This is a genomic window from Aquabacterium sp. (assembly GCF_041909175.1).
In the GTDB taxonomy this organism is placed as follows: domain Bacteria; phylum Pseudomonadota; class Gammaproteobacteria; order Burkholderiales; family Burkholderiaceae_C; genus Aquabacterium.
Map to the genome: position 1 here is coordinate 65,294 of NZ_JAYRDZ010000009.1, position 13,267 is coordinate 78,560.

The 13,267-nt window shown below is 61.2% G+C and carries 12 protein-coding genes and 4 tRNA genes; all 16 read right to left on the minus strand.

Going from position 1 to position 13,267, the window contains the following annotated elements; genetic code table 11:
• Positions 1–13 precede the first annotated feature (13 nt).
• Positions 14–4,141 (minus strand): DNA-directed RNA polymerase subunit beta, encoded by a 4,128-nt coding sequence (gene rpoB / locus ACE3PH_RS13405; protein WP_374319830.1) that lies wholly within the window; start codon positions 4,139–4,141, stop codon positions 14–16.
• 364 nt (positions 4,142–4,505) lie between these two features.
• Positions 4,506–4,886: a 50S ribosomal protein L7/L12 gene (gene rplL / locus ACE3PH_RS13410; protein ID WP_374319833.1), complete on the minus strand. Its 381-nt coding sequence runs from the start codon at positions 4,884–4,886 to the stop codon at positions 4,506–4,508.
• A 60-nt stretch (positions 4,887–4,946) separates the two neighbouring features.
• Complete coding sequence (gene rplJ / locus ACE3PH_RS13415) at positions 4,947–5,477, minus strand: 50S ribosomal protein L10 (protein WP_374319835.1); 531 nt, start codon at positions 5,475–5,477, stop codon at positions 4,947–4,949.
• 317 nt (positions 5,478–5,794) lie between these two features.
• Entirely contained in the window at positions 5,795–6,490 is a 696-nt protein-coding gene (rplA, locus tag ACE3PH_RS13420; protein ID WP_374319838.1) for a 50S ribosomal protein L1, read from the minus strand.
• Between the two features lies 1 nt (position 6,491).
• Entirely contained in the window at positions 6,492–6,923 is a 432-nt protein-coding gene (gene rplK, locus ACE3PH_RS13425) for a 50S ribosomal protein L11 (protein WP_374319841.1), read from the minus strand.
• Positions 6,924–7,109: 186 nt separating this feature from the next.
• Complete coding sequence (gene nusG / locus ACE3PH_RS13430) at positions 7,110–7,679, minus strand: transcription termination/antitermination protein NusG (protein ID WP_374319844.1); 570 nt, start codon at positions 7,677–7,679, stop codon at positions 7,110–7,112.
• A gap of 26 nt (positions 7,680–7,705) precedes the next feature.
• Entirely contained in the window at positions 7,706–8,089 is a 384-nt protein-coding gene (gene secE, locus ACE3PH_RS13435; RefSeq protein WP_374319846.1) for a preprotein translocase subunit SecE, read from the minus strand.
• A gap of 98 nt (positions 8,090–8,187) precedes the next feature.
• Positions 8,188–8,263: transfer RNA gene (locus tag ACE3PH_RS13440), tRNA-Trp, on the minus strand.
• Between the two features lie 14 nt (positions 8,264–8,277).
• Positions 8,278–9,468 (minus strand): elongation factor Tu, encoded by a 1,191-nt coding sequence (gene tuf, locus ACE3PH_RS13445; protein ID WP_374319811.1) that lies wholly within the window; start codon positions 9,466–9,468, stop codon positions 8,278–8,280.
• A 57-nt stretch (positions 9,469–9,525) separates the two neighbouring features.
• Positions 9,526–9,600 (minus strand) — tRNA-Thr (locus tag ACE3PH_RS13450).
• A gap of 115 nt (positions 9,601–9,715) precedes the next feature.
• Positions 9,716–9,789: transfer RNA gene (locus tag ACE3PH_RS13455), tRNA-Gly, on the minus strand.
• Positions 9,790–9,816: 27 nt separating this feature from the next.
• Positions 9,817–9,902: transfer RNA gene (locus ACE3PH_RS13460), tRNA-Tyr, on the minus strand.
• A gap of 129 nt (positions 9,903–10,031) precedes the next feature.
• Positions 10,032–10,781 carry a uracil-DNA glycosylase gene (locus tag ACE3PH_RS13465; RefSeq protein ID WP_374319848.1) on the minus strand — a complete coding sequence of 250 codons (750 nt, stop codon included), beginning with the start codon at positions 10,779–10,781 and terminating at the stop codon, positions 10,032–10,034.
• Positions 10,782–10,785: 4 nt separating this feature from the next.
• Positions 10,786–11,586, minus strand: coding sequence for an indole-3-glycerol phosphate synthase TrpC (gene trpC, locus ACE3PH_RS13470; RefSeq protein WP_374319850.1), 801 nt, complete (start codon positions 11,584–11,586; stop codon positions 10,786–10,788).
• 20 nt (positions 11,587–11,606) lie between these two features.
• The gene (gene trpD, locus ACE3PH_RS13475; RefSeq protein WP_374319853.1) at positions 11,607–12,665 is read right to left on the minus strand and encodes an anthranilate phosphoribosyltransferase; all 1,059 of its coding nucleotides are present in this window, start codon (positions 12,663–12,665) and stop codon (positions 11,607–11,609) included.
• 1 nt (position 12,666) lies between these two features.
• Positions 12,667–13,251: an aminodeoxychorismate/anthranilate synthase component II gene (locus tag ACE3PH_RS13480; protein ID WP_374319856.1), complete on the minus strand. Its 585-nt coding sequence runs from the start codon at positions 13,249–13,251 to the stop codon at positions 12,667–12,669.
• Positions 13,252–13,267 lie beyond the last annotated feature (16 nt).

A 13,267-nucleotide genomic window follows, 5' to 3' on the forward strand; every position in this document is an offset into this window, starting at 1 on the left:
TCCTATTCCTCGATTAGTTGCGCTCGAGCTCGATGTCGATACCGAGCGAACGAATTTCCTTGACCAGCACGTTGAACGACTCGGGCATGCCGGCGTCGATGGAATGCTCGCCCTTGACGATGTTCTCGTACACCTTGGTACGGCCATTGACGTCATCGGACTTGACCGTGAGCATTTCCTGCAGCACGTAAGACGCGCCGTAGGCTTCCAGTGCCCACACTTCCATTTCACCGAAACGCTGACCACCGAACTGAGCCTTACCACCCAGCGGCTGCTGCGTGACCAGGCTGTAAGGACCGGTGGAGCGGGCGTGCATCTTGTCGTCAACCAAGTGGTGCAGCTTCAGCATGTGCATGTAGCCCACGGTGGTGGCGCGCTCGAAAGCGTCGCCCGTGCGGCCGTCATACAGCTGAGCCTGCGTGCGGGTCGGCGTCAGGCCCTTGGCCTTGGCAATGTCTGCCGGATAGGCCAGTTGCAGCATGGCGCGGATTTCCGCTTCCTTGGCACCGTCGAACACCGGGGTGGCAAACGGCACGCCCTTGGACAGGTTCGCAGCCATCTGCAGGACTTCGTCATCGCTCAGCTGCGACAGGTCTTCCGACTTGCCACCAGACTGGTTGTAGAGCTCGTCCATGAACTTGCGCAGCTCGGCCACGGCGGCCTCTTGCTGCAGCATGTTGCCGATGCGCTGACCGATACCCTTGGCAGCCCAGCCCAAGTGCACTTCCAGCACCTGACCCACGTTCATCCGCGAAGGCACACCCAGCGGGTTCAGACAGACGTCGCAAGGCGTACCGTCAGCCATGTACGGCATGTCTTCGATAGGCAGAATGCGGGAGACCACACCCTTGTTACCGTGACGGCCGGCCATCTTGTCACCAGGCTGCAGACGACGCTTGACGGCCAGGTGAACCTTGACCATCTTCAGCACGCCAGCAGGCAGCTCATCGCCCTGGGTCAGCTTCTTGCGCTTCTCTTCGAAGGCCAGGTCGAAGCTGTGGCGGGTTTGCTCCAGCGCGTTCTTGATGCTTTCCAGCTGGTTGGCCAGCTCTTCGTCAGCAGGACGGATGTCGAACCAGTGGAACTTCTCGACGGAAGCCAGGTAGGCCTCGTCCAGCACCGTGCCCTTGGACAGCTTGTTCGGGCCACCGTTGGCAACCTTGCCGATCAGCAGCTTCTTGATACGGTCGAAGGCATCGGCCTCGACGATACGCAGCTGGTCGTTCAGGTCCAGACGGAAGCGCTTCAGTTCATCGTCGATGATCTGTTGAGCGCGCTTGTCACGCTGGATGCCTTCACGGGTGAAGACCTGCACGTCGATCACGGTACCGGAGGTGCCCTGGTCCACACGCAGCGAGGTGTCCTTCACATCGGAAGCCTTCTCGCCGAAGATGGCGCGCAGCAGCTTCTCTTCCGGGGTCAGCGTGGTTTCGCCCTTCGGGGTCACCTTGCCGACCAGCACGTCGCCGGGGCCGACTTCGGCGCCGATGTAGACGATGCCGGAATCATCCAGACGAGCCAGCTGGTTTTCAGACAGGTTCGGGATGTCGCGGGTGATTTCTTCGGAACCCAGCTTGGTATCACGGGCCATCACCACCAGTTCCTCGATGTGGATCGAGGTGTAGCGGTCATCGGCCACCACGCGTTCGGAGATCAGGATCGAGTCTTCGAAGTTGTAGCCGTTCCAGGGCATGAAGGCCACCAGCATGTTCTGACCCAGGGCCAGTTCGCCGATGTCGGTCGAGCCGCCGTCAGCGATGATGTCCTCGGCAGCCACCTTGTCGCCACGTTGCACGATGGGACGCTGGTGGATGTTGGTGTTCTGGTTGGAACGCTGGTACTTGATCAGGTTGTAGATGTCCACGCCCACTTCGCCGGCCACGGTTTCCGCGTCATTGACACGGATCACGATACGGTTGGTGTCGACATAGTCCACCACGCCACCGCGCTTGGCGGTCACGACGGTACCCGAGTCCTTGGCGGCCACGCGCTCGACGCCCGTACCCACGAAGGCCTTTTCAGGACGCAGCACAGGCACGGCCTGACGCTGCATGTTGGCGCCCATCAATGCGCGGTTCGCATCGTCGTGCTCAAGGAAAGGCACCAGGGAGGCCGCCACCGACACGATCTGGGTCGGGGCCACGTCCATGTACTGGATGCGTTCCGGCGAGGTCAGCACCGATTCGCCGCTTTCACGTGCCGACACCAGTTCGTCGATCAGGCGACCTTCGGCGTCGAGCTTGGCGTTGGCCTGCGCAATGACGTACTTGCCTTCTTCGATGGCCGACAGGTAGTCGATCTGGGACGTGGTCGTGCCGTCCACCACGCGACGATACGGCGTTTCCAGGAAGCCGTATTCGTTCAGGCGGGCGTACAGAGCCAGCGAGTTGATCAGACCGATGTTCGGACCTTCAGGCGTTTCGATCGGGCACACGCGGCCGTAGTGGGTCGGGTGCACGTCGCGGACTTCGAAGCCAGCGCGTTCGCGCGTCAGACCGCCCGGGCCCAGTGCGGAGACACGACGCTTGTGCGTGATTTCCGACAGGGGGTTGGTCTGGTCCATGAACTGCGACAGCTGCGACGCACCGAAGAACTCCTTCAAAGCCGCAGAGATGGGCTTGGAGTTGATCAGGTCGTGCGGCATCAGGGCTTCGGTTTCAGCCTGACCCAGACGTTCCTTCACAGCCTTCTCGATACGAGCCAGACCGGAACGGTATTGGTTTTCAGCCAGTTCGCCGACACAACGCACACGACGGTTACCCAAGTGGTCGATGTCATCGACTTCGCCGCGGCCATTGCGCAACTCGACGAGGATCTTCACGACGCGCAGGATGTCGTCGTTCGACAGCGTCATCGGGCCGGTAGGGGCATCGATGTTCACGCGGGCGTTGAACTTCATGCGACCCACGCGCGACAGGTCGTACGTGTCTTCGTTGTAGAACAGACGCTGGAACAGGGCCTGCACGGCGTCTTCGGTCGGCGGCTCGCCAGGACGCATCATGCGGTAGATGGCGACACGGGCAGCCAGTTCGTCGGCGGTTTCATCGGTGGCCAGGGTCTGGCTGATGTAGGCGCCTTGATCCAGTTCGTTGGTGAACAGGCAGTCGATGTCCTTGATGCCAGCCGAACGCAGCTTCTTCAGCAGGGTTTCGGTCAGCTCTTCGTTGGCCTTGGCGATGATCTCGCCCGTGTCGGGATCGATCTGGTTGGAGGCCAGCACGCGACCCAGCAGGAAGTCTTCAGGCACCGTGACGTGAGTCGTGCCGGATTGTTCCAGAGCGCGGGTATGGCGTGCAGTGATGCGCTTGTCCTTCTCGACGACGACATTGCCCGACTTGTCGGTGATGTCGAAGCGAGCCACTTCACCCTTCAGACGTTCAGGCACATAGGCCATCTGAGCGCCCGAATCCATCAGCTTGAACTGATCGAACTGGAAGAAGGTGGAGAGGATCTGCTCGGGCGTCATGCCGATCGCCTTGAGCAGGGTCGTCACGGGCATCTTGCGGCGACGGTCCACGCGGAAGTACAGCAGGTCCTTCGGATCGAATTCGAAGTCCAGCCACGAGCCACGGTAAGGGATGATGCGGGCGCTGAACAGCAGCTTGCCCGACGAGTGGGTCTTGCCCTTGTCGTGCTCGAAGAACACGCCAGGCGAACGGTGCAGCTGCGACACGATGACGCGCTCGGTACCGTTGATGATGAAGGAACCGTAGTCGGTCATCAGGGGCACTTCGCCCATGTAGACTTCCTGTTCCTTGATCTCCTTGACCACCTTCGACTGTGCGGTCGAGGTTTCACGGTCGTAGATGATCATCTGCAGCTTGGCACGCACGGCGGACGCAAAGGTCAAACCCCGTTGCTGACACTCGCGGACGTCAAACGTCGGCTTGGCGATGTTGTACTCGATGAACTTCATCTCCACGAACCCGTTGTGGGACACAATCGGGAACGCGGACAGGAATGCCGCCTGCAGGCCTTCTGGCTTGCGTTGCTGCGGGGGCACGTCCTTTTGCAGGAAGGCAACGTACGAGTCCTTCTGCATCGTCAGCAGATAGGGCACGTTCAAAACGCTGCCGCGCTTGCCAAAGCTCTTGCGAATCCGCTTGCGCTCGGTGTAGCTGTAGGGGGTTGCTTGCGCCATAAACTCTCCGTTTCGGGTACCCATGGGGTTACCCGGTTCGAAACAAAGTCCCGCCCGGCCAAGACAGGACTCTTATCGTTCGGCGACTGGCCAATCAGATCTTGCGTCTGAGGCTTGGTGGTTGGCCACTACCAACCGCTGGCAGACAACCAGGGCGTTGCACCCCGGCTCGACCAAACCGGTTCTCCGCAGTCGGTTCAGAGAACACTCGAAAAGCCCACCAGTGTACTACCTTGGTGGGTCTTTCGAGTGCTCTCAGGATTTTTACATCCTGAAAGCGCGAAAGCTGCCCCCTTGCGGAGGCAGCTGTTCAGGTCGGGTAACCCCGGCAACTGGCTCTCTATAGGAGAGCCAGAAACCAGAATTACTTGAGTTCGACCTTGGCGCCGGCTTCTTCCAGCTTCTTCTTGGCGGCTTCGGCGTCAGCCTTGGCAGCGCCTTCCTTGATGGGCTTCGGAGCGCCATCGACCAGGTCCTTGGCTTCCTTCAGACCCAGGCCGGTGATTTCACGCACGGCCTTGATCACGCCCACCTTGTTGGCGCCGGCTTCAGCCAGCACCACGGTGAACTCGGTCTTTTCTTCAGCGGCAGCAGCGCCACCAGCAGCAGCGCCGCCAGCAGCGGGAGCAGCCATTGCAGCGGCCGACACGCCGAACTTCTCTTCGATAGCCTTGACCAGCTCGTTCAGTTCCATCACGGACATGCTGTCCAGGGCGGTCAGGAATGCGTCTTTATCGAATGCCATTTTGGGTTCCTAAAAATCGGTTAGATATTGAATGCGGTTGCTTGTGGCGAGATGCGCCTATCAAGCGGCAGGAGCTTCTGCGGCAGCTTCGGCTGCAGGAGCGCCACCACCCTTTTGTTCGCTGACTGCAGCCAGAACGCGAGCAAAGCCCGAGATCGGCGACTGCAACAGACCACAAATTTGGGCCAGCAGAACTTCCTTGCTGGGGATCGATGCCAAAGCCTTGACGCCATTGGCGTCCAGAGCCTTGCCAGCGTATGCACCAGCCTTGATGACCAGCTTGTCATTGCCCTTGGCAAAGTCAGCGACCACCTTGGCAGCTGCCACGGCGTCTTCAGAGAAGCCGTAGATCAGCGGGCCAGTGAAGCTGTCTGCAGCGACTTCAAACTGGGTGCCAGCAACAGCGCGGCGAGCCAGGGTGTTCTTCAGAACGTGAAGGTACACACCTTGGGCGCGAGCGTTCTTGCGCAGCTGATCCAGTTGAGCCACCGTGAGACCGCGGTACTCAGCCAGTGCAAGCGTTTGTGACTTGCCCGCTTGGGCAGCCACTTCCGCAATGACGGCTTCTTTCTCGTTGCGATTGAGACTCAAGGTCCACTCCTTAAAACGTGCCCGTCAACACCCACCCCACAGGGGGCAAGCACCTCGAGACACACCCGATTGCAGCGACCATCTGTCTCGGAACCCATCGCCCGCGAGGGCGGCGGAAACCTTGGCAGCGGGTTCGCCATCTGCGTAGGCTGAACTATTAAGCGGCTGCTGCGATACAGCTGACAGCGGCCACGCCTACGGTCTTGGATGACCTGCCTCTTGCGAGGCAGCCCACCAATTTTTGTCGGATCGTCACGCCAGACTCGCGTGGGACCCGGCCGACAACCACCGGGGTGGATGTCAGCTCAGTTCAGTCATCAGGCGCCGATGCTGTTGACGTCCACACGGACGCCCACACCCATGGTCGACGACACGGCAACCTTCTTCAGGTACACGCCCTTGCTGGAAGCAGGCTTCAGCTTGGTCAGTGCATCCAGCAGAGCAGCCAGGTTGCCCTTCAAAGCAGCGGATTCGAAGGAGCGACGGCCGATGGTGCCGTGGATGATGCCGGCCTTGTCAACGCGGAACTGGACTTGACCAGCCTTGGCGTTCTTGACAGCGGTGGCGACGTCGGGGGTCACGGTGCCAACCTTGGGGTTAGGCATCAGGCCACGGGGGCCCAGCACGGTACCCAGGGTACCCACGATACGCATCGTGTCAGGGGAGGCGATCACCACGTCGAAGTTGATGTTGCCACCCTTGATCTGCTCGGCCAGGTCTTCCATGCCGACGAGATCGGCACCGGCAGCCTTGGCTTCTTCAGCCTTGGCACCTTGGGCGAACACAGCGACGCGCTTGGTCTTGCCGGTGCCGTTAGGCATCACGACGGCGCCACGCACCACTTGATCCGACTTCTTGGCGTCCACGCCCAGTTGCACGGCCACGTCGATGGATTCATCGAACTTGGCGCTGGCGCATTCCTTGACGATGCTCAGAGCTTCTTCGATGGCGTACAGCTTGGTCGATTCGACCTTGCCTTCGAGAGCCTTTTGGCGCTTGGTCAGCTTAGCCATATCACACACCCTCCACGATGATGCCCATGGAACGAGCCGAACCGGCGATCGTACGCACAGCGGCGTCCAGATCGGCAGCGGTCAGGTCCTTCTGCTTGGTCTTGGCGATTTCTTCGATCTGAGCACGGGTCAGCTTGCCAACCTTGTCAGATTGAGGACGCGGAGAACCCTTCTCGATCTTCGCAGCCTTCTTCAGCAGGACCGTCGCAGGCGGGGTCTTGATGATGAAGGTGAAAGACTTGTCTGCGTAGGCGGTGATCACCACGGGCAGCTTCAGACCAGGCTCGACGCCTTGAGTCTGGGCGTTGAACGCCTTGCAGAATTCCATGATGTTCAGACCGCGCTGACCCAGAGCGGGACCGACCGGAGGCGAAGGGTTTGCCTTGCCAGCCGGAATTTGCAGCTTGATGAAGCCGACAATTTTCTTGGCCATGTGTTTCTCCTGATACCACTCCGGCGGCCACGCCAGGGTGGTTGAGTGCAAACGCCCGACCAGGCAACTTGCGTTGCCCGTCAGGCTCCTCGTACCGCGCTCTCGTTCACGGTTGATACGGAAGGTGATGGATACGGACCCCGTCGAGCCCGGATCGCCCCCAACCTTCGGGGGCTGAATTCAATCTCAGATCTTTTCGACCTGATGGAAGTCCAACTCGACCGGCGTTGCACGACCGAAGATGGTGACGGACACGCGCAGCTTCGACTTGTCGTAGTTGACTTCCTCGATGGTGCCGTTGAAGTCGGTGAAAGGACCTTCCTTGACACGCACGACTTCGCCAACTTCCCATTCCACCTTGTGGCGGGGCTTTTCGATACCTTGCTGCATCTGGTTGACGATCTTCATGACTTCGTCTTCCGAGATGGGCACAGGACGGTTCTTGGCGCCGCCCACGAAGCCGGTGACCTTGGAGGTGTTCTTCACCAAGTGCCAGGTGTCGTCGTCCATGACCATTTCAACCAGCACATAGCCAGGGAAGAAACGGCGCTCGGTGACAGACTTCTTGCCATTCTTGACTTCGACCACTTCTTCGGTCGGCACCAGGATGCGGCCGAAACTGGCCTGCATGCCGGCACGGTCAATGCGCTCACGCAGGTTGCGCTCGACGGCTTTTTCCATGCCGGAGTAGGCATGCACAACGTACCAGCGCAGCGGAGATGCAGCGGTGGCCGAAGTGGTTTGAACGTCGCTCATGGGTCAACCTCGTATGTGTGTTGGGATCAGTGCTTCCAGCCCAGGATCAGGCCATAAAGCACCCATTCCAGCGTCTTGTCGGTCAGCCACAGGAACAGGGCCATCACCACGACGAACGCAAAGACATACAGCGTCATCTGGGTGGCTTCCTGGCGCGAGGGCCACACGACCTTGCGGAGTTCCTTGATGGACTCCTGCCCGTAAGCAATCAACTCCCTGCCCTGACCCGACGTGAAGAACACACCGACTGCGGCCGCCAGCAGAACCAGCAGGGCCACGACACGCAGCCACAGGCTTTGCTGGCCCAGTGCATAAAACGCAGCCACGCCGCCAACGACCAACAGACCGGCTACAGCCAGCTTGGCCTTGTCAGCACCGGTCGTCACGGTTTCGATTTGCGGATTGGACATGAAGACTAACTTTGAGGCAGCAAAGCCCGCCGGCCCCTGGTCTTTCGACCTTCGCCTGCGGGCTGCTTGGAAACAGCGTACTGGATTGTGTCAGTAGGTGGCAGGGGCAGTAGGAATCGAACCTACAACCTTCGGTTTTGGAGACCGACGCTCTGCCAATTGAGCTATACCCCTACGCTACAAACCAATTAAGCGATGATCTTGGCAACCACGCCGGCGCCAACGGTACGGCCACCTTCGCGGATAGCGAAGCGCAGACCTTCTTCCATGGCGATCGGGGCGATCAGCTTGACGGTGATCGACACGTTGTCACCAGGCATCACCATTTCCTTGTCGGCCGGCAGCTCGATCGAGCCGGTCACGTCGGTGGTGCGGAAGTAGAACTGAGGACGGTAGTTGTTGAAGAACGGAGTGTGACGGCCGCCTTCCTCCTTGCTCAGAACGTACACTTCGCCGGTGAAGTTCGTGTGCGGGGTGATCGAACCGGGCTTGGCCAGCACTTGACCACGCTCGACTTCTTCACGCTTCGTGCCGCGCAGCAGGATACCCACGTTGTCGCCAGCTTGACCTTGGTCCAGCAGCTTGCGGAACATTTCCACGCCCGTGCAGGTGGTCTTCTGGGTCGGCTTGATACCCACGATTTCGATTTCTTCGCCGACCTTGATGATGCCGCGCTCCACACGACCGGTCACCACGGTGCCACGGCCAGAGATCGAGAACACGTCTTCCACAGGCATCAGGAAAGCACCGTCCACAGCGCGCTCAGGCGTCGGGATGTAGGTGTCCAGTGCGTCAGCCAGCTTCATGATGGCTTGTTCGCCCAGCTCGCCCGTGTCGCCTTCCAGCGCCAGCTTAGCCGAACCCTTGATGATCGGGGTGTCGTCGCCGGGGAAGTCGTACTTGGACAGCAGCTCGCGCACTTCCATTTCCACCAGTTCCAGCAGCTCGGCGTCGTCCACCATGTCAGCCTTGTTCAGGAAGACGATGATGTAAGGCACGCCCACCTGGCGGGACAGCAGGATGTGTTCACGGGTCTGAGGCATCGGGCCGTCAGCAGCGGAACAAACCAGGATAGCGCCGTCCATCTGAGCAGCGCCAGTGATCATGTTCTTCACATAGTCGGCGTGGCCCGGGCAGTCAACGTGAGCGTAGTGGCGGTTAGCCGTTTCGTACTCAACGTGAGCCGTGTTGATGGTGATGCCGCGCGCCTTTTCTTCAGGAGCCGCGTCGATCTGGTCGTAAGCCTTGGCTTGACCGCCAAACTTCTTCGACAGAACGGTCGTGATAGCAGCCGTCAGAGTGGTCTTGCCGTGGTCAACGTGACCGATGGTGCCCACGTTCACGTGCGGCTTGGTCCGTTCGAACTTTTCCTTGGACATGATTCTCGCTCCTAGCGATCCTGAAGTGAGCCGAAAGAAATGAAGAAAGAAAGCAGGTGGTGCCCATGGGCAGGATCGAACTGCCGACCTCTCCCTTACCAAGGGAGTGCTCTACCACTGAGCCACATGGGCATCGACACTGGTTTGAATTCACAGGAATTCAAACCGGTGTCGACAGACACCTACCACTCGCCTTTCAGCGAAGACAGCGAGTGTAGCACGCTGTACACATGACAGAACCGTTACCTGGAGCGGGAGACGGGAATCGAACCCGCGTCATTAGCTTGGAAGGCTAAGGTTCTACCATTGAACTACTCCCGCCCGGGAGTGATTCCGAATAGGTTTGCCTGGTGGAGGAGGCTGGATTCGAACCAGCGTAGGCGTAAGCCAACAGATTTACAGTCTGCCCCCTTTAGCCACTCGGGCACCCCTCCAAGGCAAGCCCTAGACTTTAGCACAGCTCTCAAAAAAAACACAAGCTTTCTTCGCGATGTTGCAAAAAATCCATGGGCACGGCGAAGTGTGTCGCCAAAAACGCACCGCGTCCAGCACCGCTCAAGGTTTCAATTGCGCCAGTCGAGCGCCATGCCGCGCTCGGCCAGCCAGCGCATGGACTGGCCCAAATGACCGCAACCGATGAAGGGCACAGGCCCTCGGGTGGCCGACAGCGGCGAGGGGTGGTTGGACTCCAGCACCAGATGCTCGCCCGCGTGGGCGGCGATCAGCGGCTTCTTGCGCTGAGCATGCGCGCCCCACAGCAGAAACACCGTGGGGTGCTTGTCGCCTGCGACCGCGCTGATCAGGGCATCGGTCAGCTCTTCCCAGCCCCAGCCGGCGTGACTGGCAGCGAGCCCGTCTTCCACGGTGAGGACGGTGTTGAGCAGCAACACACCCTGCCGCGCCCAGGCGGTCAGGCAACCGGACGGCGATGGCGGCATGCCCAGATCACGCTCGCGCTCCTTGTACATGTTGCGCAGGCTGGGCGGCACCTTGACCCCGTCTTGCACCGAGAATGCGAGGCCATGCGCCTGGTGCGGGCCATGGTAGGGGTCCTGCCCCAGGATCACCACCCGCACACGCTCACGTGGCGTGTGGTGCAAGGCCGCGAACACCTGGGGCGGATAGATGGTCGCGCCCGCCGCTCTGCGGGCCTCCACCCGCTCGACAAGACTGCGCCCCGCAGGACTCTCACGGAAGGCGTCCGTGATGCCTCGCCAATCTGCGGGGACCGCATCCAACTGCGCCGGCAAGGGCTCGGTCAGACGCGGCGCGACGTCGGCTGTTTGCCCAAACAGATCAGCGTGCTGTGGCATGAGCTCAGCCGAACAAGTGGGCCAGCGCCGCACCCGGATCGGGCTGACGCATGAAGGCCTCGCCCACGAGGAAGGCATGCACGTTGGCGGCACGCATGCGCTGCACATCGGCCGCGCCCAGGATGCCGGATTCGGTCACCAGCAGGCGGTCCGCCGGTACGCGCGGCAACAGGCCCAAGGTGGTGTCCAGCGTCACCTCGAAGGTACGCAGATTGCGGTTGTTGATGCCCAGCAGGGGGGTCTTGAGCTGAAGCGCACGGTCCAACTCTTCCCCGTCATGGACTTCGACGAGCACGGCCATGCCCAGGCTGTGCGCGCAGGCCTCGAGATCGGCCATGCGGGCATCGTCGAGGCAGGCGGCGATCAGCAAGATGCAATCGGCCCCCATGGCGCGTGCGTCGTAGACCTGGTACTCGTCGACCATGAAGTCCTTGCGCAACACGGGCAATGCGCAGGCCTCACGTGCCTCTTGCAGGTAGCGTGCGTTGCCTTTGAAAAACTGTTCGTCGGTCAAGACGCTCAGGCAGGCAGCGCCATGCTGCGCATAGCTGGCAGCGATCTCGGCAGGCACGAAGTGTTCGCGCAGCACGCCCTTGCTGGGGCTGGCCTTCTTGACTTCGGCGATGACACCGGCTTGCCCGGCACCGATGCGCGCACGCAAGGCACCTTCGAAATCGCGGACATCGGCCAGCGTGCGGTTGCGCAGCTCGGCGGCCGCACGCACTTCAGCCAGCGAGCGTTGCTGCAGCGCCGATGCGATCTCTTCGTGCTTGACGGCGACGATCTTCTTGAGGATGTCTGACATGGTGTGAAACTCGCCGGCCATCAGGCCTGTGGTGCAAAAGCCTGGGTGGCCTGCACAAAGTTGAATAGGACCTCGCCTGCACGGCCACTGGCCAGGGCGTCACGTGCTCTCTGAACGCCATCGGCCAGGGTTTCGGCGACGTTGGCCGCGTAGAGCGCCGCACCGGCGTTGAGCAGCACGATGTCGCGTGCAGGGCCTGGTTCGTTGTCGATCACCCGACGCACGATGGCGAGCGAAGCCTCGCGGCTGGTGGCCTTGAGGGCGGAGCCATCATGCTCGGCCATGCCGAACTCGGTCGGGTTGATGCGGTACTCACGTACCTCGCCATGGCGTAGCTCCGCGACATGGGTGTCGCCAGCCAGCGTGATCTCATCGAGACCGTCACTGCCGTGGACCACGATGACATGCTCGGAACCCAGGCGTTGCAGCACGCGGGCCTGCAAGCCGACCAGGTCGGGATGGAAGACGCCCATCAGCTGGTTGGGCGCCCCGGCCGGGTTGGTCAGCGGCCCCAGGATGTTGAAGATGGTGCGCACGCCCAGCTCCTTGCGCACGGGCGCCGCGTGCTTCATGGCAGCGTGGTGGTTGGGCGCGAACATGAAGCCCACCCCGGTCGAGGCCAAGCACGATGCGACCTGCTCGGCGTTGAGGTTGAGGTAGGCCCCCAGGGCCTCCAGCACATCGGCGCTGCCCGTGCTGGACGACACGCTGCGACCCCCATGTTTGGCGACGCGCGCACCGGCTGCCGCCGCGACGAACATGGCTGTGGTCGAGATGTTGAAGGTGTGGGCCCCATCGCCACCGGTACCACACAGGTCAACCAGGTGACGGGTGTCGGCAATGGCCACCGGGGAGGCGAACTCGCGCATGACCTGGGCCGCTGCAGCGATCTCGCCGACCGTTTCCTTCTTCACCCGCAAGCCGGTCACGAAGGCCGCCATGACCACCGGCGACATCTGCCCGGTCATGATGCGACGCATCAGGCGGAGCATCTCGTCGTGGTAGATCTCGCGGTGCTCGATGACCCGCTGCAAAGCCTGGGCGTCGGTGAGCCCAGCCGGAAAGGCACTGTCGCTCATCTCACATCTCCAGGAAGTTCTTGAGCATGGCGTGACCATGCTCGGTGAGGATGGATTCCGGGTGGAACTGTACCCCTTCCAGCGGCGCGAAATTCAGATCGGTGAGCGGGGCCTTGTGACGTACGCCCATGATCTCGCCGTCGTCGGTGGTGGAGGTGATTTCCAGGCAGTCCGGCAGACTCGCCCGCTCGATGGCCAGCGAGTGGTAGCGGATGACCGTGAAATGCTCGGGCAGGCCTTTGTAGACGCCCTTCTGGTCCGTGGTGATGACACTGGTCTTGCCGTGCATCTGCTGGCGCGCGCGCACCACGCGGCCACCCAGGGCCGCGCCGATGCTCTGGTGACCCAGGCACACACCCAGGATGGGCAACTGGCCGGTGAAGCGCTGCAGGGCAGGCACACAGATGCCGGCCTCGGCGGGTGAGCAGGGGCCGGGAGAGAGCACCAGACGGTCGGGCTGCATGGCCGCGATCTCGTCCAGCGTGATTTCGTCATTGCGTACGACCTTGACCTCTTCACCCAGCTCGCAGAAATACTGGACCAGGTTGAAGGTGAAGCTGTCGTAGTTATCGATCATGAGCAGCATGGTGGTGTCCTTCTTC

Excerpts from the sequence above, each read along its gene's own strand:
- rplA (WP_374319838.1), bottom strand. The coding sequence starts at position 6,490 with ATGGCTAAGCTGACCAAGCGCCAAAAGGCTCTCGAAGGCAAGGTCGAA.
- rplK (WP_374319841.1), bottom strand. The coding sequence starts at position 6,923 with ATGGCCAAGAAAATTGTCGGCTTCATCAAGCTGCAAATTCCGGCTGGC.
- ACE3PH_RS13465 (WP_374319848.1), bottom strand. The coding sequence starts at position 10,781 with ATGCCACAGCACGCTGATCTGTTTGGGCAAACAGCCGACGTCGCGCCG.
- trpD (WP_374319853.1), bottom strand. The coding sequence starts at position 12,665 with ATGAGCGACAGTGCCTTTCCGGCTGGGCTCACCGACGCCCAGGCTTTG.
- rplL (WP_374319833.1), bottom strand. The coding sequence starts at position 4,886 with ATGGCATTCGATAAAGACGCATTCCTGACCGCCCTGGACAGCATGTCC.
- trpC (WP_374319850.1), bottom strand. The coding sequence starts at position 11,586 with ATGTCAGACATCCTCAAGAAGATCGTCGCCGTCAAGCACGAAGAGATC.
- nusG (WP_374319844.1), bottom strand. The coding sequence starts at position 7,679 with ATGAGCGACGTTCAAACCACTTCGGCCACCGCTGCATCTCCGCTGCGC.
- rpoB (WP_374319830.1), bottom strand. The coding sequence starts at position 4,141 with ATGGCGCAAGCAACCCCCTACAGCTACACCGAGCGCAAGCGGATTCGC.
- tuf (WP_374319811.1), bottom strand. The coding sequence starts at position 9,468 with ATGTCCAAGGAAAAGTTCGAACGGACCAAGCCGCACGTGAACGTGGGC.
- ACE3PH_RS13480 (WP_374319856.1), bottom strand. The coding sequence starts at position 13,251 with ATGCTGCTCATGATCGATAACTACGACAGCTTCACCTTCAACCTGGTC.
- secE (WP_374319846.1), bottom strand. The coding sequence starts at position 8,089 with ATGTCCAATCCGCAAATCGAAACCGTGACGACCGGTGCTGACAAGGCC.